Source organism: Bradyrhizobium sp. SMVTL-02, from assembly GCF_051853005.1.
GTDB lineage: Bacteria > Pseudomonadota > Alphaproteobacteria > Rhizobiales > Xanthobacteraceae > Bradyrhizobium.
The window spans coordinates 4,436,331-4,457,839 of the sequence record NZ_CP182469.1 but is presented as its reverse complement, the minus strand read 5'-3'; the positions used below and the strand labels follow the sequence as shown (position 1 = coordinate 4,457,839).

20 protein-coding genes and 2 pseudogenes are annotated in these 21,509 nt (G+C 64.4%); 10 read left to right on the top strand and 12 right to left on the bottom strand.

All coding sequences use genetic code 11. The annotated features are described in order from the left end of the window. Positions 1-69 precede the first annotated feature (69 nt). Positions 70-969 (bottom strand): DUF2189 domain-containing protein, encoded by a 900-nt coding sequence (locus tag ACNJYB_RS21050; RefSeq protein WP_439368228.1) that lies wholly within the window; start codon positions 967-969, stop codon positions 70-72. 334 nt (positions 970-1,303) lie between these two features. On the opposite strand from ACNJYB_RS21050, the gene ACNJYB_RS21045 reads away from it, so the two are divergent. Then, positions 1,304-1,705 carry a DUF3597 domain-containing protein gene (locus tag ACNJYB_RS21045; protein ID WP_439368226.1) on the top strand — a complete coding sequence of 134 codons (402 nt, stop codon included), beginning with the start codon at positions 1,304-1,306 and terminating at the stop codon, positions 1,703-1,705. Positions 1,706-1,755: 50 nt separating this feature from the next. Here ACNJYB_RS21045 and ACNJYB_RS21040 read toward each other — a convergent pair whose 3' ends face one another. Beyond that, positions 1,756-2,031 carry a GNAT family N-acetyltransferase gene (locus ACNJYB_RS21040; protein WP_439368225.1) on the bottom strand — a complete coding sequence of 92 codons (276 nt, stop codon included), beginning with the start codon at positions 2,029-2,031 and terminating at the stop codon, positions 1,756-1,758. A gap of 103 nt (positions 2,032-2,134) precedes the next feature. Between ACNJYB_RS21040 and ACNJYB_RS21035 the strand changes: the two genes are divergently transcribed. From ACNJYB_RS21035 to ACNJYB_RS21025, 3 genes are all read left to right on the top strand, one after another. Then, on the top strand, positions 2,135-2,290 hold the full coding sequence (locus ACNJYB_RS21035) for a hypothetical protein (RefSeq protein WP_439368223.1): 156 nt from the start codon (positions 2,135-2,137) through the stop codon (positions 2,288-2,290). 39 nt (positions 2,291-2,329) lie between these two features. Beyond that, entirely contained in the window at positions 2,330-2,515 is a 186-nt protein-coding gene (locus ACNJYB_RS21030; protein WP_439368221.1) for a hypothetical protein, read from the top strand. A gap of 197 nt (positions 2,516-2,712) precedes the next feature. After that, a complete protein-coding gene (locus ACNJYB_RS21025) occupies positions 2,713-3,111 on the top strand; it encodes an SPW repeat domain-containing protein (RefSeq protein ID WP_439368219.1) in 399 nt (132 codons plus the stop codon). Positions 3,112-3,156: 45 nt separating this feature from the next. Here ACNJYB_RS21025 and ACNJYB_RS21020 read toward each other — a convergent pair whose 3' ends face one another. The 3 genes from ACNJYB_RS21020 to ACNJYB_RS21010 all read right to left on the bottom strand — a co-directional run bounded on the left by ACNJYB_RS21020 (position 3,157) and on the right by ACNJYB_RS21010 (position 4,409). Further along, entirely contained in the window at positions 3,157-3,432 is a 276-nt protein-coding gene (locus ACNJYB_RS21020) for a GNAT family N-acetyltransferase (RefSeq protein ID WP_439368216.1), read from the bottom strand. An 11-nt stretch (positions 3,433-3,443) separates the two neighbouring features. Then, on the bottom strand, positions 3,444-3,956 hold the full coding sequence (locus tag ACNJYB_RS21015) for a DUF3828 domain-containing protein (protein ID WP_439368214.1): 513 nt from the start codon (positions 3,954-3,956) through the stop codon (positions 3,444-3,446). Between the two features lie 75 nt (positions 3,957-4,031). Continuing rightward, positions 4,032-4,409, bottom strand: coding sequence for a hypothetical protein (locus ACNJYB_RS21010; protein WP_439368212.1), 378 nt, complete (start codon positions 4,407-4,409; stop codon positions 4,032-4,034). 84 nt (positions 4,410-4,493) lie between these two features. On the opposite strand from ACNJYB_RS21010, the gene ACNJYB_RS21005 reads away from it, so the two are divergent. The 3 genes from ACNJYB_RS21005 to ACNJYB_RS20995 all read left to right on the top strand — a co-directional run bounded on the left by ACNJYB_RS21005 (position 4,494) and on the right by ACNJYB_RS20995 (position 7,567). Further along, a complete protein-coding gene (locus tag ACNJYB_RS21005; RefSeq protein WP_439368211.1) occupies positions 4,494-4,991 on the top strand; it encodes a hypothetical protein in 498 nt (165 codons plus the stop codon). A gap of 101 nt (positions 4,992-5,092) precedes the next feature. After that, the gene (locus ACNJYB_RS21000) at positions 5,093-6,700 is read left to right on the top strand and encodes an acyl-CoA synthetase (RefSeq protein ID WP_439368208.1); all 1,608 of its coding nucleotides are present in this window, start codon (positions 5,093-5,095) and stop codon (positions 6,698-6,700) included. 9 nt (positions 6,701-6,709) lie between these two features. Then, positions 6,710-7,567, top strand: coding sequence for a PCC domain-containing protein (locus ACNJYB_RS20995; RefSeq protein WP_439368206.1), 858 nt, complete (start codon positions 6,710-6,712; stop codon positions 7,565-7,567). 475 nt (positions 7,568-8,042) lie between these two features. Here the strand turns inward: ACNJYB_RS20995 and ACNJYB_RS20990 are convergent, their stop codons facing one another. The 6 genes and pseudogenes from ACNJYB_RS20990 to ACNJYB_RS20965 all read right to left on the bottom strand — a co-directional run bounded on the left by ACNJYB_RS20990 (position 8,043) and on the right by ACNJYB_RS20965 (position 15,013). Further along, positions 8,043-8,729 (bottom strand): HAD family hydrolase, encoded by a 687-nt coding sequence (locus tag ACNJYB_RS20990; protein ID WP_439368204.1) that lies wholly within the window; start codon positions 8,727-8,729, stop codon positions 8,043-8,045. Continuing rightward, positions 8,729-11,704, bottom strand: coding sequence for an excinuclease ABC subunit UvrA (uvrA, locus tag ACNJYB_RS20985; RefSeq protein ID WP_439368203.1), 2,976 nt, complete (start codon positions 11,702-11,704; stop codon positions 8,729-8,731). Before uvrA ends, ACNJYB_RS20990 begins: the two co-directional genes overlap by 1 nt. Before the next feature lie 276 nt (positions 11,705-11,980). After that, positions 11,981-12,247: pseudogene (locus ACNJYB_RS20980) on the bottom strand (outer membrane protein); the annotation flags it as partial. A 205-nt stretch (positions 12,248-12,452) separates the two neighbouring features. Then, positions 12,453-13,475 (bottom strand): IS110 family transposase, encoded by a 1,023-nt coding sequence (locus ACNJYB_RS20975; protein ID WP_439368201.1) that lies wholly within the window; start codon positions 13,473-13,475, stop codon positions 12,453-12,455. Positions 13,476-13,540: 65 nt separating this feature from the next. Then, positions 13,541-14,017, bottom strand: a pseudogene (locus ACNJYB_RS20970) (outer membrane protein); the annotation flags it as partial. 234 nt (positions 14,018-14,251) lie between these two features. Beyond that, positions 14,252-15,013: an outer membrane protein gene (locus tag ACNJYB_RS20965; RefSeq protein ID WP_439368199.1), complete on the bottom strand. Its 762-nt coding sequence runs from the start codon at positions 15,011-15,013 to the stop codon at positions 14,252-14,254. A gap of 451 nt (positions 15,014-15,464) precedes the next feature. Between ACNJYB_RS20965 and ACNJYB_RS20960 the strand changes: the two genes are divergently transcribed. The 3 genes from ACNJYB_RS20960 to gyrA all read left to right on the top strand — a co-directional run bounded on the left by ACNJYB_RS20960 (position 15,465) and on the right by gyrA (position 19,460). After that, positions 15,465-15,959 carry a single-stranded DNA-binding protein gene (locus ACNJYB_RS20960; RefSeq protein WP_018642151.1) on the top strand — a complete coding sequence of 165 codons (495 nt, stop codon included), beginning with the start codon at positions 15,465-15,467 and terminating at the stop codon, positions 15,957-15,959. A 201-nt stretch (positions 15,960-16,160) separates the two neighbouring features. Then, the gene (locus tag ACNJYB_RS20955; RefSeq protein ID WP_439368197.1) at positions 16,161-16,559 is read left to right on the top strand and encodes a DUF2306 domain-containing protein; all 399 of its coding nucleotides are present in this window, start codon (positions 16,161-16,163) and stop codon (positions 16,557-16,559) included. Between the two features lie 168 nt (positions 16,560-16,727). Then, the gene (gyrA, locus tag ACNJYB_RS20950; RefSeq protein ID WP_439368196.1) at positions 16,728-19,460 is read left to right on the top strand and encodes a DNA gyrase subunit A; all 2,733 of its coding nucleotides are present in this window, start codon (positions 16,728-16,730) and stop codon (positions 19,458-19,460) included. Positions 19,461-19,556: 96 nt separating this feature from the next. On the opposite strand, the gene ACNJYB_RS20945 is transcribed toward gyrA, so the two are convergent. Next, entirely contained in the window at positions 19,557-21,410 is a 1,854-nt protein-coding gene (locus tag ACNJYB_RS20945; protein ID WP_439375610.1) for a potassium transporter Kup, read from the bottom strand. Positions 21,411-21,509: the final 99 nt, after the last annotated feature.

Here is a 21,509-nt window from a genome sequence, read left to right as displayed (position 1 = left end):
CAAGGCGCATGACAGGCCGATCCTGCGCGGAGCTGAGCAGGATCGGCAGGATGGGATGTCACGAGATCGTTAAGCGTCCCGCCACGGGAAGAGGTTGGCGGGGAAGTCGGCGGCCGGTTTGCGCGGACGATGCGGCGGAGGCGGTACGGGCCGCGCGCCGGGATCGGATACGATCACCTTACGGTAGAGATGCCACGTGGCGTGGCCGAGCAGGGGGATGACGACGGCGAGGCCGAGGAACGCCGGGATCGTGCCGAGCGCAAGCAGCACGGCGACGATCAGGCCCCAGGCTGCCATCGGCACCGGGTTCCTGGCGACGACGCGCAGCGAGGTCACCATGGCCTCGAAGGCGCCGGCATGGCGGTCGAGCATGAGCGGGAACGACACGGCGCTGAGGCAGAGCGCGGCGATGGCGAAGAGAAATCCGGTGCCGCAGCCAACCACGATCAGCCACCAGCCTTGTTGGGTCGTCAGCACGCGCGTCAGGAAATCCGAGATGCCGGTGACGCCCTCATAGCCGAACGCTGCGACATAGATCGCCTGCGCGGTCGCAACCCAGGTCACGAACAGCGCGAGCAGCAGCGTGCCGAGGCCGAGCATCGCGCCGAACGAAGGCGAGCGCAGCACCTCCATGGCATCCCAGGCGCTGGCCTCCTCATTTCGCTCGCGTCGGCTGGAGAGTTCGTAGAGGCCGAGGGCTGCAAACGGGCCGATCAGGGCAAAGCCGGCGGCCAGCGGAAACAGCAGCGGCAGGACGGAATAGCCCATCACCACGCGGGCGAGCACGAGGCCCAGCACCGGATAGATCACGCACAGGATGATGGCGTGGCTCGGAACCGCCTTGAAATCCTCCCAGCCGCGCCGGAGCGCCTCGTGCAGATCGGACAGGTGAATGGTTCGAATGACTGGTCCAGCCGCATCAGTGGGCTGGGCCATCGTGGGGACATTGCCCTGATAAAGTGTCGCCATGGTCGCTAGCTCCCTTGCCGGGCAGCCGCACTCGGCGCCGGCAAACGGCGCAAGCGGCCGCTCTTCTCTGAGTTTCGCGATTCCAACCAGACGCGAATTCCGGACGGGATCGCGAGTTGAACTGGAAGGCTACTCTCAATTCCGAGTCCTGTCCCGCACGCTTGGGTGAAATTTGATGCCGCAATGCAACCTGGCCGGTGTCATTCGGCCGTCATTTCGCCGCAGATAAGCTCATGCTGGTTGTCCGTTCGCAGAACTTCGCGGGCGCAACGCAGTAACTTCGTCTATAAGTGCCACTCAAGGCCTTCCAACGGATCCTTTTCGGGGAGCAGACATGAGCATTTTCGGGAAAATCATGGGCGCGATCTTCGGCAGCCACTCGGCTTCCGCCGCCCCCGCAGGCGGCGCACCGTCAGCTAGCGCGCCCGCCAGCGCCGCCCCGGCCGGATCAGCGCCTGCCGCCGCGCCCACCGCTACGGTGGATGTTGCGGCAATCGTCGACGCTGCGGTCGCCGCGCACAAGGGCGAGAAGCTGGAATGGCGCACCTCGATCGTCGACCTCATGAAGGCGCTGGACATCGATTCCAGCCTGGCCGCGCGCAAGGACCTCGCCAAGGAGCTCGGCTATAGCGGCGACATGAACGACTCGGCCAGTATGAACGTGTGGCTGCACAAGCAGGTGATGTCCAAGCTCGCCGCCAATGGCGGCAAGCTGCCGCCCGAGATCAAGCACTGACCGATTCTCGGTCGTCGAAGGGCCCGCGATCCGCGCGGGCCCTTTTGCGTTCAGGCGACGAGGTCCGCATCCTCCGGATGCTTGTCCAGATAGTCGACGACGAAGCCGCAGCCGGCGATCACCTTCCTGCCGTCGCGGCGGATCAGATCCAGCGCACCCTTGACCAGCTCGGAGGCGATGCCGCGGCCGCGCAGTGCGCGCGGCGTCTCGGTATGGGTGATGATCACCGCCGACGGCGTCAGCCGGTAATTGGCAAAGGCGATCTCGCTGCCGAGATCGAGCTCGAAGCGCCTCTTGTCCTTGTTGTCGCGTACCACTGCCGCCATGCGAAATCCTTCCCAACCGATGTCGGCCTCTGATCTAGGCGCCTGAACCGGCCCTTGCCAAGATGCGACCAAGGAAGGTTGCCGCAGGGGAGATATCCGGAAAATGCGTGCCACGCTCAGCGTCATGGCCTTGCCCGCAGCGCTCGCTTCGACGGTCCCGGTGCTGGCTGCGGTCGAAGGCAGTCCGGCTTGGAAAGGCGTGCGTCGGGCGGACCAGCACGCCGGACCAGCGGATCACGGCCTGCTCGAGCGTCATTGACGCCGGGAGCGAGACCGGCCGCAGGCTCGCGGGCGCTTATTGCAATCGCGGCCATGGCTTCACGAGAAGCGCGAGTTCGATGCGGCGCTATCCGATCTCGACGCTGCGGTCAGGCTCGCACCGGACTATGCCTGCGCCTACGACAACCGCGGCGTCTACAGCTTCAGGCGCGATTACGATCGGGCCATCGCCGATTACGACCAGGCCATCGTGCTAGCGCTCTAGCTGCGGTGCGATATGAGCTGATGACGGGCGAATATCGCGCGGTCATCGAAAAATCCTTGCTCCCGCTCTTGCGCGGAGACCGGCGGTTCCCACGTGTTTCCCAGGACATACGTCCGAATGCGGCAGGCAGGGTCGCCAGACATTCGGAAGTCGTGATCGCCAGCCGCCGACGTGTGCCTCTGTCAGAGGAGGGTACGATGTCGGACTTTGGTTTTTTGAATACTCATCGCACATGGGAAGACTGGTCCGGAATGCTGCTGGGTGCATTGATTGTCGTCTCGCCGTGGTTTCCCATCCAGGATCAGCCCGCAATCGTCGGAGACTCGATGATCATCCTGAATGCGGTCGCAGTTGGCCTGATCGTGTTTGGCATCAGCCAGCTCGAATACGTGGCGCTGCAACGCTGGCAGGAAGTGGCGACGATCCTGGTCGGGTTGTGGCTCATCGCCTCGCCCTATACCCTCGGTTATTCCGGTGAAGGGTTCCTGCGCATCTATCACACGAGCCTCGGCGCGGCGGTGGTGCTTCTCGGCGTGCTGCTACTGTGGCAGGACTGGGATCTGAATGACCAGGACATGCTCAAGCACGGGCAATAGACCACAGATGTCGGCGGACCGGCCCGGCTACGGCCGGGCCTGCGCTCATCGCTTCACCAGATCCTGATACTCGGGGTGCTTGTCGATCCACGCCTTCACGAACGGGCATTGCGGGATCAGCTTCAGTCCGGCGGCGCGGACCTGGTCGAGCGCGCCTTGCACCAGCTTTGAGCCGACGCCCTTGCCGCCGAGCTCCTTCGGCACCTCGGTATGCTCGAAGGTAATGACATGGCCGTCGAGCCTGTAATGCTCGGTCGCGAGGTGGCCCTCCACCTCGAGCTCGAAGCGGTGGTCGGCTTTGTTGTCGATGACATCGCTCATGTTGTCTCCGGTCAGCTCTTGAGCGAGTCCGTCAACATCTTGCGGGTCGACCAGGCTTCGCCGTCGGAGGCGCCCCTGATGTCGTCGATCCGCCAGCTACCCGCCTCGCGCACGAAGTCGTAACGCACGATCAGGTCGGCAGGTTTCCGGTCGTTGCGATGACCGGTGATGGTCACCGCGACGGTCGCCTTGTCCGCCTCCATCTTCTCGGACTCCAGCTTGAACGACTTCACGTCCGGTTCCTGCGAATTGGTGACCGGATCGAAATCGATCGGCCCGACGTCGCCCTTCGGCGTATGCGCATCGGCCTTCCACAGCCCGACCAGGCCCTTGGAGAGATATTTGGCCTTGGCCGCCTTGTTCTCGATGATGAAGGCGCCGCCGCCATCGCCCTTGCCCTTTGCAGCACGGGTGTAGATCGCAGTCAGAATGGCGAGCGGATCGCTTGCGGCGGGGGGCTCGGCGAATGCCGGGGCGATGCCGGCGAGCAGAGCGGCGGCGACGAAGGAGCGACGGCTGAGCATGAGATGTCCGTGAGATGATGGCGCACGGCGGTGGGCCGGGCGCATCTCTGTAGACCGTGGCGTAGGCAGTTCGGTTCAATCGCTTGCTTTGGCGAGCCTGGAATCTTCTGCCTGCGGCTGCGGATGGAGGCAGCCGCGGCAGATGACGAGGGAGCGATTGATCCTGGCGTCCTGCTCGGCCTCGATACCGTCCGGCGCCTGCCACCATTCGTTCGAATAGGGCTGAAGGCCGGCTTGCGAGCCGTTACGCTCCGACGCAAGCGCGGCACGTGTCGTACGCGATGCTGCGGAGGCAGCGCGTGACCGATTGGGATCCTCGCCGGCGCCATCCCAGGCATAGCGTGCAGGCTTGAAGGCTGGATCGGGGGCCAGATGCGCTTGCGGGGCGACGGCACATCCGGCGAGCGCCAGCGACAAGACGAGGAGGGCGGACGCTTTGACATGATGCGGCACTCTGTACGCGAGAACTGAGCGAGGTTGCGCCGATCATGTTCAATATTCCTTGAACGATCGCAGTCCGGCGCACGACCAACGCAGATGAGATGCGTGATCCTCTTGCTTGCGCTGTTTTCGACCACTGCGCGCGCCGACGACGCAAAACCGCTCGATCCGGCCGACTATCCGCCCGGCGTTCAGGAGGCGCTGCGTTATGCCAATGAGGAATGCGACAGCCAGGGCGGCGGCGCGGTGAGCTTTGCGCCGGATACGGTGCGCAAGGTCGACCTGACCGGCGACGGCCGCGACGATTACATCGTCGATTTCCGCGACACCAAATGCGGCGAACGCACGACCACCTATTGCGGAACCGGCGGCTGCGTCCTGAACATCCTGGTCGCGCTGCCGGATGGCAGCGTGCGTCCGGTGTTCGACGGCTATGTCCGCAGCTACGAGATTTTGGCGCCGCCCATGAAGCGCGGCGCCGCGCGCGTTGTCCGATTTGATCTGCATGGGAGCTATTGCGGCGGTTTTGGTGCGCAGGCCTGTTCCAAGGAGAAGGCGATCACGGCAAGCCCATTCGCGTTCAGGCAACCATAGGACAGGTGTGCGGCGGGCGGTCTTGCAGGGGCCCCGGCGATGGCGATAAATGGGCTCAAGCGGGCGGCTTGGGCGCCGTCCGCGCCCGAAGAGGAAACGCGATGCAGCCCCTGCGCATGTCCCGCCGCGTCATGAATCTCGCCTATATGCTGACCCAGAATGCGCGGCGGCACGGGACGCGTCCGGGTTTCGTCTGGGGTGCCAGGTCGTGGACCTGGCGCGAGATCGACGCGCAGGTCTCGGCGCTGGCCGCGGCGCTGGCGGCACGCGGCGTCACGAAAGGCGACCGCATCCTCGTCCATTCCAAGAACGGCGACGAGATGTTCTTCTCGATGTTCGCCGCGTTCCGGCTGGGTGCGGTCTGGGTGCCCACCAATTTCCGCCTGATGCCGGATGAGGTCACCTATCTCGCAGAGGCTTCCGGCGCGAAGGCGTTTCTGTGCCACGTCGATTTTCCCGAGCATGCGGCGGCGGTGAACGGCGGCGTGCTGGAATTCACCTGGAGCCTCGACGGCAAGGCCACGTTCGGTGAGCGCTCGGTGGCCGATGCCATTGCCGCGCAAGCCGGCGCTGACGTCGCCAATGTCGAGGTCGAACACGACGATCCCTGCTGGTTCTTCTTCACCTCCGGCACCACCGGCCGATCCAAGGCGGCGGTGCTGACCCACGGCCAGATGGGATTTGTCATCACCAACCATCTGGCCGATCTCACCCCGGGCGTGACCGAGGTGGATGCCTCGCTGGTGGTGGCACCGCTCTCGCACGGCGCCGGCGTGCACCAACTGGTGCAGACCGCACGCGGCGTGCGTACCGTGCTGCTGCCGACGGAGAAATTCGACATCAACGAGGCGTTCCGCCTGATCGAGGCGCACCGCGTCAGCAATCTCTTCACGGTGCCGACCATCCTGAAGATGATGGTCGAGCATCCCGCCGCCGACAAATACGATCATTCCTCGCTGCGACAGGTGATCTATGCGGGCGCGCCGATGTATCGCGAGGACCAGAAGGCGGCGCTGAAGAAGCTCGGCAAGGTCATCGTGCAGTATTTTGGCCTCGGCGAGGTCACCGGCAACATCACCGTGCTGCCGGCAGCGTTGCACGATCCCGAGGATGGCCCGCATGCGAAGATCGGCACCTGCGGCTTCGAGCGCACCGGCATGCAGGTGTCGATCCAGGATGACGAGGGCCGCGAGCTCGAGGCGAACCAGAGCGGCGAGATCTGCGTGATCGGACCTGCGGTATTCGCCGGCTACTACGACAACCCCGAAGCCAACGCCAAGGCGTTCCGCAACGGCTGGTTCCGCACTGGCGATCTCGGCCATATGGACGAGGAGGGGTTTGTCTACATCACCGGCCGCGCCTCCGACATGTACATCTCGGGCGGCTCCAACATCTATCCGCGCGAGATCGAGGAGAAGATCTTGACCCATCCCGCGGTCGGCGAAGTCGCGGTGCTCGGCGTGCCCGACGCGACCTGGGGCGAGGTCGGAGTTGCCGTCTGCGTAGCGCGGGAAGGCGCGAAGGCGGTGAGCGAGGCCGAGATGGCGGCGTTCCTGTTGTCGAAAGTGCCGCGTTACAAGATGCCGAAGCGCTTCTTCTTCTGGGAAGCGCTGCCGAAATCCGGCTACGGCAAGGTGCCGAAGCGGATGGTGCGCGACGAGCTCGAGGCGCGGGGGCTGCTCGACTTCGACAAGACCAAGGCAGGCTGAGCGCGGGTGATGCGAAGTATCAAGCAGCCCGGCGCGCCCGTCGCTGAGCGCATCCAATGGGTGGAGGCGAGGGGGCGCGCCTTCTCCTTCACGCTTCAAGCCGGCCTGCCGCTGCTGGAAGCTGCGCGGCGCGGCCTTGCGGCGGAGGGCTTTGCCGGCGGTGTGCTGAATTTCCGCCGCGGCGCGCTCGGGCCGTTCGGCTATGTCATGCCGGCGCTGTCGAAGACCGGCGAGAATGCCGCGTTCTACAGCGACACTTATCGGCCCGAAGGCATCACGCGCACGAAGCTCGGCAGCATGACGCTCGGTATGCGCGAGGGCGCGCCGTTCTTTCATTGCCATGGGCTCTGGACCGAGGCCGACGGCAAGGCAAGCGGCGGCCACATGCTGCCGGACGAGACCATCATCGCAGAGCCGTTCGAGGTCGAGGCTTTCGGCCTTGACGGTGCGATGTTCACGGCCGCGCCGGATCCCGAGACCAATTTTAAGCTGTTCGGACCGGTCCCGGCTGCGAGCACCGGCGCGCGTACGAGCAGCCGCGCCTTCGCGCTCCGCCTGCGACCCAATCAGGATTTTGCCTTCTGTCTCGAAGACTTCTGTGGTGCACACGGCATCGCGCGGGCGAAGATTCATGGCGGCGTCGGCTCGACCATCGGCGCTCGCTTCACCCATGGCGGCGTGACCGAGCCGTTCGCGACGGAGCTCGCGATCACGGCCGGGGCGATTGCGCCCGGGCCCGGGGCGCTGGAGGCTGCAATCGACGTTGCGCTGATCGACTATACCGGCCGCATCGCGGAGGGCCGTCTGATCCGTGGCGACAATCCCGTGCTGATGACCATGGAATTGGTGCTCGAAGTGTTGAGCTAATCTCGGCGAACGATCATCAGTGAGATCGTAGTTTGGCAATGGCCAGGTACGTAGAGTCACTTATCCCTGAGCCTGATCCCTGGAAGAGGTTGAGCAAAGGGGATTGTCCCTGACCGATGCTCTGGCCGTTTTTGACGTCATACCAGCGAAGCAACCAGAAGCCCTGCGCACAGACAATCTGGATTGCTTCGCTGCGCTCGCAATGACGGTTTGGGCGACATGCTTCCCTTCCATCCGGGCCTTCGAAGTCGCTGACACACTTTCCCGTTCTCGCGGCGAGTTCTGCCCGAGCTTTGCTTCAGTTGCCGCCCTCAAAAGTGCCGCGGGCGCAGGGAAGGCCGGGTGCCGGCTGGCACCCGCGCGGTCCACTGTGCGAAAATTGCGCTACGAGAAGCTGCACAGCGGCATACAAGTGAAGCCGATGGAGGGGGCGGTAGCCCGCATGAGCGGAGCGACATGCGGGACAGAGCAGACCTCATCCCCAGGCGTTCCCGGATATCGATTCGCTCATCCGGGCTACGGCACCGGGGCACAGCGTCGATGCAATATCGTCCATCCGTTCAAACACGTGATCCGGCCCCAGCGCCCGCAGGGCCGCCGGCGCCGCATAGCCCCAGCTGACCGCGCCGCAGGGAATACCGACCGTGCGCGCCGCCTCGATGTCGCGAACCTCGTCGCCGAGCGCGATGACGCGGTTCGGCTCCACGCCGGCGCGGCGAACGACTCGGCGGAATTTCGCGGCCTTGCCGAACAGCGATGCCGAGCAGTCGTAATGCGCGAACAACGCCGCGGCCTCGCCGAGCTTCTCACGGGCATTCGCCTCGCTGTCGGAGGTCACCAGCGCGAGCTGCACGCCGTTGTCGGCCAGCGTCCGCAGCATCGCCTCGACGCCAGCAAACAGCGAAATCTCAGCTGCTGCTTCCGCCTTCAGCCGCCGCGCATGCCGGGCGATCGCCGGCAGCTTCCACAGCGGCACTTCGAGCCGGGTAAGGATCTCGCGGCTCGAAGCATGCCGGAGCTCTTCGATCTCCTCGTGGGCGACGCGCCGAAAGCCGAAGCGATCGGCGACGTCATTGATGGTGCGCAGGAACCAGGGAAAGCTGTCGGCGAGCGTGCCGTCGAGGTCGAAGATGGCGAGGGAATAGGGAGTCTGAGGCTGCACTACTCCGCCGCCTCGCTCGTGCTCCGCCGCTTCGGCTTCCTCGCCTTCTTCAGCACCGGCTCCAAAAACTTGCCTGTGTAGCTCCGCGGCGCTTTCGCAATGTCCTCCGGCGGGCCCCAGGCGACGATCTCGCCGCCGCCGTCGCCGCCTTCGGGGCCGAGGTCGATGACCCAGTCGGCGGTCTTGATGACTTCGAGATTATGCTCGATGACGACGACCGTGTTGCCCTGCGCGACCAGCTCGTGCAGCACCTCCAGCAGCTTCTTGACGTCGTGGAAGTGCAGGCCGGTGGTGGGCTCGTCCAGGATGTAGAGCGTACGGCCGGTGGCGCGCTTGGACAGCTCCTTTGCCAGCTTGACGCGCTGGGCTTCGCCGCCCGAGAGGGTCGTCGCCTGCTGGCCAACGTGGATGTAGTCGAGGCCGACCCGGTGCAGGGTCTGAAAAGTCTCGCGCACGCGCGGCACCGCCTTGAAGAATTCGGCGGCTTCCTCGACGGTCATGTCGAGCACGTCGGCGATGCTCTTGCCCTTGAACAGGACCTCCAGCGTCTCGCGGTTGTAGCGCTTGCCCTTGCAGACGTCGCAGGTGACGTAGACGTCGGGCAGGAAGTGCATCTCGATCTTGATGACGCCGTCGCCCTGGCACGCCTCGCAGCGGCCGCCCTTGACGTTGAAGGAGAAGCGGCCGGGCTCATAGCCGCGCGCTTTCGCCTCGGGCAGGCCGGCGAACCATTCGCGGATCGGCGTGAAGGCGCCGGTATAGGTCGCCGGATTCGAGCGCGGGGTGCGGCCGATCGGCGACTGGTCGATATCGATGATCTTGTCGATGTGCTCGAGGCCCTCGATGCGGTCGTGCGGCGCGGCGCCTTCGCTGGCGCCGTTCAGCTTGCGCGCGATGGCGCGGTAGAGCGTGTCGATCAGCAGCGTCGACTTGCCGCCGCCGGAGACGCCGGTGACGCAGGTGAACAGGCCGAGCGGAATCTCGGCGGTGACGTTCTTGAGGTTATTGCCGCGCGCGTTGACCACCTTGATGGTGCGGCGGTGGTTCGGCGGGCGCCGCTCCGGGACCTCGACCTCGAGCTCGCCGGTCAGGTACTTGCCGGTGAGCGATTTCGGGTTGCGCATGATCTCGGCAGGCGTGCCTTCGGCGACGATGTTGCCGCCATGCATGCCGGCGCCGGGACCGATATCGAGCACGTAGTCGGCAAGCCGGATGGCGTCCTCGTCATGCTCGACCACGACCACGGTGTTGCCGAGGTCGCGCAGCCTCTTGAGAGTGTCGAGCAGGCGGGCGTTGTCGCGCTGGTGCAGGCCGATCGAGGGCTCGTCCAGCACGTAGAGCACGCCCGTCAGGCCCGAGCCGATCTGCGAGGCCAGGCGGATGCGCTGGCTCTCGCCGCCGGACAGCGTGCCGGAGGAGCGGGAGAGGGTGAGATAGTTGAGGCCGACGTCGAGCAGGAAGGTCAGGCGCTCGCGGATTTCTTTCAGGATGCGGCCGGCGATCTCGTTCTGCTGCTTGTTCAGCGCCTCCGGCACGGTCTCGAACCACTCGCCGGCCTTCTTGACCGACAGCTCCGAGATCTCGCCGATATGCTTAGCCCCGACCTTGACGCAGAGCGCCTCGGGCTTGAGCCGAAAACCCTTGCAGCCCTCGCAGGGCACGTCGTGGAAATACTTCGCCAGTTCCTCGCGGGCCCATTCGCTTTCGGTTTCGCGATAGCGGCGGTTGATGTTGGTGATGACGCCCTCGAACGGCTTCTTGGTGTCGTAGGAGCGCACGCCGTCCTGGTAGGAGAACTTGATCTCGTCCTCCCCGGAGCCGTAGAGGATCGCGTCCTTGGTCTTCTTGGCGAGGTCCTTCCACTTGGTGTCGAGCGCGAACTTGTAGTGCTTGCCGAGCGCGGTCAGCGTCTGCTCGTAATAGGGCGAGGAGGACTTGGCCCAGGGCGCGATCGCGCCCTTGCGCAGGGACAGCTCCTTGTCGGGGATGACGAGGTCCTCGTCGACGTGCTGCTCGACGCCGAGTCCGCCGCAGGCGGGGCAGGCGCCGTAGGGGTTGTTGAACGAGAACAGCCGCGGCTCGATCTCCGGGATGGTGAAGCCGGAGACGGGGCAGGCGAACTTTTCCGAGAACAGGATGCGCTCGGGCCCGCTCTTGTCGTGGATCTTTGCGGTCTTCTTTTTCTCCTCCGTCGCTGCGGCCGCCGGCGCGTCGGCGAACTCGATGACGGCGAGGCCGTCGGCGAGCTTCAGCGCGGTCTCAAAACTCTCGGCGAGGCGCTGGCCGATGTCGGGACGCACCACGATGCGGTCGACCACGACGTCGATGTCGTGCGGGAATTTCTTGTCGAGCGTCGGGGCTTCCGCCAGCTCGTGGAAGGTGCCGTCAATCTTGACGCGCTGGAAGCCCTTCTTGAGCCATTCGGCGAGCTCTTTCCGGTACTCGCCCTTGCGCCCGCGGACGACGGGGGCGAGCAGATAGAGGCGCGTGCCCTCGGGCAGCGCCAGCACGCGATCGACCATCTGCGAGACGGTCTGGCTCTCGATCGGCAGGCCGGTGGCCGGCGAATAGGGAACGCCGACGCGCGCCCACAGGAGGCGCATGTAGTCGTAGATCTCGGTGACGGTGCCGACGGTCGAGCGCGGGTTCTTCGAGGTCGTCTTCTGCTCGATCGAGATCGCCGGCGACAGGCCATCGATCTGGTCGACGTCGGGCTTCTGCATCATCTCCAGGAACTGGCGTGCATAGGCCGACAGCGATTCGACGTAGCGGCGCTGGCCCTCGGCATAGATGGTGTCGAAGGCGAGCGAGGACTTGCCGGAGCCGGAGAGGCCGGTGAACACCACGAGCTTGTCACGGGGGATCTCGACGTCGATGTTCTTGAGGTTGTGCTCGCGCGCGCCGCGGATCGTAATTGCGCGCAGGCTCGAGCCCGCGTTCTGTTGTTGGCGCTTCGCCTTGATCACTTCATCCATCCGAGTTGCCCTCAAGGAAGCCCAAAGGTGCGCGATCGCGCCAATAAAAAAGGCGCGCTGCGCCCGGAACCGGGATCGGCGCCGATGGGTATGGCAGCGAACGTAGGAAGAACGGAGGCGGATTTCCAGAGGGAGTTGCGAATCGTCAACGGAATGTTGGCGTGCTGGCGGCATCTGGCAGCAGCAGGGCGTGCGGAACTGCGCTGGGGCGTGCCGCCAAACAAAAAGGCCGGCGCGGGCCGGCCTTTCGAAACGCAAGAGCGTCGGAGACGAAGCTTAGTACTTCGCGACGATCGGGCCGCCGAAGGTGTAATTCAAGCGTACCGTGGCCATGTCCACGTCCTGCTTGATGCTGTCGCTGCGGGTGTTCACGCCGAGGAAGGTGAAGGTATCGGTGTGCTTGCCCATGAACAGGTGGTTGTATTCGACTCCGACCGACCAGTTCGGAGCGAAGCCGAACTCGATGCCGGTGCCGACGGTGCCGCCCCAACGGGTTTCGTTGGCGGTGTCGAACGTGACGCCGGCCAGAGTGCCGCTGAACTTGTTGTCGTCTAATCGCTGTCAACTGCCCTGGGTACCGGACCTTGTCGTCTTCGAGGTCGGAAGAATGTGCCGCCTCATCATGGCCCTCGCCAGTGGATCTCCCCATGTGATTCCCGCGGTCTGAAGCCGCCCAAGAAGTTACGGGATAATCCAGCCAGCGTCCTTCCAGGACGATCTACAGAGATATTGGCTTAGCTAGCTAGGCTCAGGTAGCCGGCGCAGCTGCGAACTCCGTGCCATCCAGCCAGATACGATGCAGGATGATGGAGAGTTTGCGCGCCACGGCGACCTTCGCCTTTCGCGACCCGATCCGAGCCATCAATTGCTGCCCCCAACGGCGGAGTGCACTATCTTTGCGCACGCGCGTCATGAGCGCGTTGGCCGCCTCGAACAGAAGGCTTCGGGCCATGCGGTCGCCTGACTTGGATATCCGGCCAGAGATATCGACCTCGCCGGATTGATAGCGCCGAGGTGTCAGGCCGAGAAACGCTCCGACATCGGTGGATCGGGAGAAGCGGTTAGGATCGTCGATGGCCGTCGTGAACGTCAATGCAGTAATCGCGCCTACACCGGGGATCGTTATCATGCGCTGGCAGGCCTCATGGGAGCGCGCGAGACGTAGAAGTTGCGAATCGAGCCTCTGCCTGCGCTCTCCCGCAACACGCCAAGCCTCAAGCAGCGCGTCAATGGCGCTTCGGATCAAGGGGTCCGCCGGACATCGCGTGAGCACTGCGCGCTCGAACGTTCCGCCCTTACCGGCTGCGAGCACCACGCCGAAGGTCTTCAGTAGACCACGAATTTGATTGTAAAGCGTCGTACGAATCGCAACGAGTTCGCTTCTGGCTGAGAGCAGGGCTCGGATACGACAGCTCTGCAGGCTCTTGATGGCGACGGGCCGGTACCAACCGGAGCGCACCACTTGCGCGATCCCAAATGCATCGTTCACGTCCGTCTTGTTAACTTGTAGCGAGAGCGCCGCCGCGACATGGCGCGCGTGGATGCAGTCGATTGGAACGTCGACAGCGCGCAGCCCATGCCAAAGCCAGATCGCCAGCGGCCCGGTTTCCATGCCGACCCGAACTGCGTCTGGAGCGTGCTCGCGCAGCGCCATTGCGATGCACTCCGGTTCCGAGGAGCATTTGCCCCGCCAAGTGCGCCGACCGTCACCGTCGATGACACAAATCTCCGTTTCCTTTTGCGATACGTCCAAACCAACATAAAGCGTCATCACATGCTCCTCTTTTGCACTGAGGAGAACATTCTGCCTCAGTCTCGCGCGTGCGATTAGGCCATGTGGGTGACGGCCGCGCCGCCCTTCACGTACCAGAGCACGTTGTTCCAGGCGTAGCCCACCTGACCGGTGAAGAGGCCAATAGCATCGATCTTGGTGTTGTTCACCAGCGGGAACAAGGCGGCGGGCGAACTGGTGTTCGAGCCCTTCAGGTCTGCCCAATCGCCCTGTGCCTCGAGGCCGAACACCCAGCTGGCGGACTGCCAGCGATAGCCGATCTGGCCGCCGACGATTGCGCCGGTCGCACCGTGGCAACCTTCAGCTGTGACCGGGACGGCCACGCCGACAACAGCGGTCGTATCCCAGCAATTGTGGCTGGAGCCGCCACCGGCGTTGGCGCCGATGTAAAACCCGGTCCAGTTGTAGACCGAAGCCACAGCCACCGGAGCCTTGGTGTACGGGCGGGCCGCGAGATCAGCCGCCGACGCGGGGGCAGCCAGAGCGAACAAACAGGCCGAAGCCAACAAAACCTTCTTCATTTTCAACTTAAATCCCAGTCCCAGTTTCTCTTCTTGCCTTCCGTGAACGGAAGGGCATCGGACGCTGTGGTCCTACTGGCGTGGTGCTTACACGAACGAAGCCGCAAGTTGTGTACCCAAAAAGCCACAACAGGGGCAAAACGTCATAATCGCTGACGGATCGTCCTGTTCGCTCGCAGACAGCAAAAAGGCCGGCGCGAGGCCGGCCTTTCGTCAGACGAGACTTGCTGGCGATCAGTACCTGGCGATCGCCGGGCCGCCCCAACGGTAGTTCAAGCGGACGAGGGCGAGATCGACGTCCTGACGGACGCGTTCGGTTTGAATGAAGAATCCGCCCGCGGTGAAGTCGACGTTGCGGGTGCCGAGGAAGATGTGATCGTACTCGAAGCCCACCGACCAGTTCGGAGCGAAGCCAAATTCGATGCCCGCGCCGACCGTTCCGCCCCAGCGTGTTCCGCTGGTCGAACCGAAGGTCGTGCCAGCACCCACAAAGCCCGGCGCGACGATGAGGTCGTATCTGTCGTCCACGACGGCAGCGCCGCCCTTGACGTAGAGCAAAACGTTATTCCAGGCATAGCCGATCTGACCGGTAATCAAGCCGAAGGCATCGACCCGCGTACGGTTCTGCTGAGCTGGCGCGGTCGGGCTGATGTTGCGTCCGCTGAAATCAGCCCAGTTGCCCTGGCCTTCCACGCCAAACACCCAATTGGCCGATTGCCAGCGATAGCCGACCTGACCACCGATCGTGCCGCCCGTTGCGTCATGGCAGCCGTCGTTGAACAGCGTGCCGGTCACTGGAGTCACGAAGTCCCAGCAATTGCGGCTGGAGCCCCAGCCCCCGTTGATGCCGATGTAGAAGCCGCTCCAGTCGTAGATGGTCGCGACCACCGGCGGCGGAGCCTTGGTGTAAGGACGCGCCGCCAGATCCGCCGCGCTGGCAGGAGCAGACAGGCCCAACGCCACAGCACCGATTGTACCAATTAAAATCTTATTCATTGCAGTCTCCCCGGGTAAGGTCCGCTTCTTGAGGGTCCCCCAAGCGGCCGATCAGGCGCGACGCCCGTATGAACTCATTCCGAAGCAACCCTAGCTCAATCGGGAGGCGGAGTCCGTCTCCGAAATGCAACAGTCTCAAGGCAAGTGCGTGGATGTAACTGGATGAATGTTAAGCGGTTTTCGATGATTTAGGGAACCCGAAAAAGTTCCGGGCCATTTTAGAGGCATTCAGGCACCGTCCGGGTCCAATATTCCGCATCCACCCGAAAAGAACAAATCTCGAACAAGTCGGCAGGCGATGCTATATGTGGGGATAACCCGAGCGCTGATGGGCTGATCGGTCCGCGCAAGCGTATAGGGTCGGGTCAAACAGATTGCAGAGAACCGCGGGGCGCGGTGCGGTCCTGCGCATGCAGTCTTACGAATTCAGCATTTGGAGTGGAGAGCGGCGATGGCGGGAAGCGTCAACAAGGTCATTCTGGTTGGAAATCTCGGCAAGGATCCTGAAATCCGCCGCACGCAGGACGGGCGGCCGATCGCGAATCTGAGCATCGCGACCTCGGAGACGTGGCGCGACAAGAACAGCGGCGAGCGCAAGGAAAAGACCGAGTGGCATCGCGTCGTGATCTTCAATGAGGGGCTCTGCAAGGTCGCCGAGCAGTATCTGAAGAAGGGCGCGAAGGTGTACATCGAGGGCGCGCTCCAGACCCGCAAATGGACCGACCAGAGCGGTGTCGAAAAGTATTCGACCGAGGTCGTGCTGCAGGGTTTCAACTCGACTTTGACCATGCTCGATGGCCGCGGTGGTGGCGGCGGAGGCGGTAGCTTCGGCGACGAGCCGGGCGGTGACTTCGGCTCCTCCGGTCCGGTGAGCAGCGCGCCGCGCCGTCCTGTTGCCGCGGGCGGCGGCCGCAACAGCGACATGGACGACGATATCCCGTTCTGAGGCAGGTGAGCAGTTGCTGCCGGATGTTGCCTGCTCGCGTGAAGCGGCGGGACTTCTTACCAATTGACCCGCACGGCTCGGTTTTCCGAGTTCGCCTCACGCGCTGCCTCAAGTCGTTGGCGAGGCGCGATGTGAACCGTATTGACTTCATGTTAATCCTGTTCACATAGGTTGCGCTCAACCTGTGAGGGGGAGCCCCGCATGAGCCTTGCGCCGCTGCTTGAGGCCGCGCCTGCAATCCCGCTGCACGCCTTTGCCGCCATGGCCGCCTTCGTGCTCGGCCTCGTCCAGTTCTCCGCCCCCAAGGGTACGCTGCCGCACCGTTCGATCGGCTGGATCTGGGTGGTCCTGATGCTGGTCGTGGCCGCCTCGTCGTTCTGGATCCACCAGATCCGCCTCATCGGGCCGTTCAGCCCGATCCATTTGTTGTCGATCTTCACCCTAGTGGTTCTGCCGCTGGCGGTGTGGCGGGCGCACACCCATCGCATCGCCGATCACCGGCGGATGATGACCTTCATCTTCGCCGGTGCGCTGGTGGTGGCGGGCCTGTTCACGCTGATGCCCGGGCGCGTCATGCACCGGGTGATTTTCGGGGCGTGAGAGCCGGTTTCGCAGCGCTTGTTCCGGTCTCGTGCCGGGCGGTGCCGGGTAGGGCGTAAGTCACTGGAAAAACTGTCGGAAAAAGGCTTCCCGAAGCACCGACAAGGGTGGTTATCAGGGGTGCGATGCGCTATATGATTCGCAGACAAAAACTCACCGGATTCCCCCTTGGCTGACGACGACAACAGGCCCGGCGACCAGCCGGCGCATCCCTCGGACATTCGCCCCGTTTCCATCTACGAGGAGATGAAGAAGTCCTATCTCGATTACGCCATGAGCGTGATCGTGGCGCGTGCGCTACCCGATGCGCGCGACGGGTTGAAGCCGGTGCATCGCCGCATCCTGTTCGCGATGAACAATCGCGGCGACACCCCGGACAAGAAGCACAAGAAGTCCGCCGGTGCCGTCGGCGAGGTCATGGGCAAGTACCACCCGCATGGCGACCAGGCGATCTACGACGCATTGGTGCGCATGGCGCAGGACTTCTCGATGCGCGCGCCGCTGATCGACGGGCAGGGCAATTTCGGCTCGGTCGACGGCGATCCGCCGGCGGCGATGCGCTACACCGAGTCCCGCCTGACCAAGATCGCGCTGAAGCTACTCGAGGACATCGACGACGACACGGTCGACTTCCAGGACAATTACGACGGCTCCGAGAAGGAGCCGGTGGTTCTGCCCGCGCGGTTCCCGAACCTGCTGGTCAACGGCGCCGGCGGCATCGCGGTCGGCATGGCCACCAACATCCCGCCGCACAATCTCGGCGAGGTGATCGACGCCTGCGTCGCGCTGATCGACAATCCGTCCCTGACCATCGACGAGCTCATCAACATCATCCCGGGCCCGGATTTCCCGACCGGCGGCATCATTCTCGGACGCCAGGGCATCCGCAGCGCCTACCATCTCGGCCGCGGCTCGATCGTGATGCGCGGCAAGGTCAACTTCGAGACGATCCGGAAAGAGCGTGAGGCGATCGTCATCACCGAGATCCCGTATCAGGTGAACAAGGCGACGATGGTCGAGCGCATCGCCGAGCTCTACAAGGAAAAGAAGATCGAGGGCATCTCCGACCTGCGCGACGAGTCCGACCGCGAGGGCTATCGCGTCGTCGTCGAGCTCAAGCGCGATGCGGTGCCCGACGTCGTGCTGAATCAGCTATACAAGTTCACGCCGCTGCAGACGAGCTTCGGCGTCAACGCCGTCGCGCTCGATTCCGGCCGTCCGCAGACCATGAATCTCAAGGACATGCTGACGATCTTCGTCGGCTTCCGCGAGCAGGTCGTCACCCGCCGGACCAAGTACAAGCTGCGCAAGGCGCGCGAGCGCGCGCATGAGCAGGTCGGCCTGGCCATCGCGGTCGCCAATATCGACGAGATCATCAAGGTGATCCGGCACTCGCCGACGCCGGCTGCCGCGCGCGAGACCCTGATGACGCGCGACTGGCCTGCGCGCGACGTCGAGGACATCATCACGCTGATCGACGATCCCCGCCATCGCATCAACGAGGATGGCACCATCCGCCTGTCGCTGGAGCAGGCGAGGGCGATCCTGGAGCTGCGCCTCGCCCGTCTCACCGCGCTGGGCCGCGACGAGATCGGCGAAGAGCTCGGAAAGCTCGCCGGCGAGATCGGCGACTATCTCGATATCCTGCGCTCGCGCGCCCGTATCCTCGACATCATCAAGACCGAGCTTGCCGAGGTGAAGGCGGAGTTCGCGACACCTCGCCGCACCGTGATCATGGAGCAGGAAGGCGAGGTCGAGGACGAGGACCTGATCCAGCGCGAGGACATGGTCGTCACCGTCTCGCACGCCGGCTACGTCAAGCGCGTGCCGCTGTCGGCCTACCGGGCGCAGCGCCGCGGCGGCAAGGGCCGCTCCGGCATGCAGACCCGCGACGAGGATTTCGTCAGCCGCCTGTTCGTGGCCTCCACGCACACGCCGGTGCTGTTCTTCTCCTCGCGCGGCCAGGTCTACAAGGAAAAGGTCTGGCGGCTGCCCATGGCCGCGCCGAACGCGCGCGGCAAGGCCATGATCAACATTCTGCCGCTGGAGCAGGGCGAGCGCATCACCACCATCATGCCGCTGCCGGAGGATGAATCGACCTGGGGCCAGCTCGACGTGATGTTCGCCACCACGGGCGGCAACGTCCGCCGCAACAAGCTGTCCGACTTCGTCGACGTCCGCCGCTCCGGCATCATCGCCATGAAGCTCGACGACAACGAGGCGATCGTCGACGTGCAGATCTGCACCGAGCGCGACGACGTGCTGCTGACGGCCGCCGGCGGCCAGTGCATCCGCTTCCCCGTCACCGACGTGCGCGTGTTCACCGGGCGCACCTCGATGGGCGTGCGCGGCATCGCGCTCGGCGAAGGCGACAAGGTGATTTCGCTGGCGATCCTGCGCCACGTCGAGACCACCTCGGACGAGCGCTCGGCATATTTGAAGATGCGCCGCGCTGTCGCGGGCGAGGCTGCCTCGGAAGAGGCGCCGGGGGATGCCGAGGCCGAGGAGGCTTCAGGCAGCTTCCAGCTGCCGCAGGAGCGCTATGTCGAGATGTCGGCGCAGGAGCAGGTCGTGCTGACCGTCTCCGTCAACGGCTATGGCAAGCGGACCTCGTCCTACGAGTACCGCACCACGGGCCGCGGCGGCAAAGGCATCGTCGCCATGAGCGTCAACAACCGCAATGGCAACCTGGTGGCATCCTTCCCCGTTGAGGAGGCCGACCAGATCATGCTGGTCACCGACAAGGGCCAGCTGATCCGCTGCCCGGTCGAAGGCATCCGCATCGCCGGCCGCTCGACGCAAGGCGTCATCGTGTTCGACACTGCCGAGGACGAGCACGTCGTCTCGGTCGAGCACATCACGGAAGAGGCGGAGAGCGGCAACGGCGAGAACGGCTCGTAGGAAGGCCCGTAACCCGGCTGGAGCGAAGCGAAATCCGGGTTCTCGCAAGGCAAAAGTCCCGGATTGCGCTGCGCCATCCGGGCGACGCGTCATTCCCTAGATCTCCAGCTCCGTCCCGAACTCTACCACCTGCTTGGTCGGCACGCCGAAGAACGCGGCCGAGCGTTCGGCGTTGCGCTGCAGAAAGGCGAACAGGCCTTCGCGCCACACCCACATGCCCGGGACGTCCTCGCGCGGGATGATGGTCTCGCGGCCGACGTAATAGGTGATCTCGGCGAGGTCGATGCCGGGCAGCTTGCCCTGGCGGCAAGTGAGCTCCAGTCCTTCATAGATGGTCGGGTTCTGCATGAAGCCGTAATGCAGGATTACGCGGGTGATGCCGGGAATGATCTCGATCACCTCTGCGCGTTCCTCGTCGGGAATGTGCGGCAATTCCTCGATCAGCACGGTGACCAGCAGGACGCGTTCGTGCAGCACGTGGTTGTGCTTGACGAACTGTGTCAGCGCGAGCGGCACGCCGCGCGGCGCGGAGGCCAGGAACACGGCCGTTCCGGGCAGCCTGGCCCTGCATTTGTTGACCGCGGTCTCGATCAGGTCCTCCTCCGGCTGGCGCAGCCGGGCTCGTGCTGCTTCGACCAGCTTCACGCCGGCGCGCCAGGTCAGCATCAGGAAGGCGACGAGACCGGCGAGCAGCAGCGGAAACCAGCCGCCCTCGAACAGCTTGATCGAATTCGCCGAGAAGAAGATCACGTCGATCACGAAGAAGAAGCCGTTCACGGCGACCACGAGCCAGGGTGAATAGCCCCACTGGATCGCAACCAGGGCCGCCAGCAGCGTCGTTATCGCCATCAGCAGCGACACGGCGATGCCGTAAGCGCCGGCGAGCGCGTCCGAGGTGCCGAAGCTCAGCACTGCCCCGAGCGTTGCCGCGGCGAGCAGCCAGTTCACCAAGGGCACGTAGATCTGGCCGATCGCATCGCTGGTGGTGTGGCGGATCAGCATCCGCGGCAGGAAGCCGAGCTGAATCGACTGCTGGGTCAGCGAGAACACGCCGGAGATGATCGCCTGCGAGGCGATCACGGTCGCGACCGCAGAGAAGGCGACCAGCGGATAATGCAGGGCGTCGGGGCAGAGCTGGAAGAACGGATTCTCGATCATCGTGGGATCGGTGATCAGCAGCGCGGCCTGGCCGAAATAGTTCAGCACCAGCGCCGGCAGGCAGATCGCGAACCAGGCGAGCCGGATCGGCAGGCGGCCGAAATGGCCCATATCGGCATACATGGCCTCGCCCCCGGTCACTGCGAGGAAGGCTGCGCCGAGGATGGCGAAGGAGATGTGGAAATCCTGGTGGATCAGGAAGTCGAAAGCATAGAGCGGGCTGAGCGCCGCCAGCACCGCCGGGTGCTTGACGATACCGTGGATGCCGAGCGCGGCGAGCACGACGAACCAGGTCAGCATCACCGGGCCGAAGATGCGGCCGATAAAGCCGGTGCCCTGCTTCTGCATCATGAACAGGCCGATCAGGATTGCAACGGTCACGGGCACGACCGCCGTCGCCAGCGAAGGCGCGTCGACCTTGAGGCCCTCGATGGCGCTGAGCACGGAGATCGCCGGCGTGATCGCGCCGTCGCCATAGAGCAGGGCGGCACCGACGAGGCCGACCACGAGCAGATGCGCCCGCCATGTGCCGGGTTGGGCGTTGCGCGCGTGGAGCAGGGCCAGCAGGGCAACGATGCCGCCTTCACCCCGATTGTCCGCGCGCAGGATCAGCAGCGCATATTTCAGCGAGATGATCAGCAGCAGCGCCCATAGGATCAGCGAAGCAACCCCTAGGACAGCGTCGTGACTTATCGTGCCGCCATGGGCGGCCGCCTTGGCGGCTTCCTTCAAGGCGTAAAGGGGGCTGGTGCCGATATCGCCATAGACCACCCCGAGGGCGCCCATGGTCATGGCAAACGGCAGCGGATCAGGATGATGGCCGGAAGCGACCGCGGGCGTACTGGACAATGGCAACCCCCCCGATGGGATCGCGCACCGCGGGCCATTCCG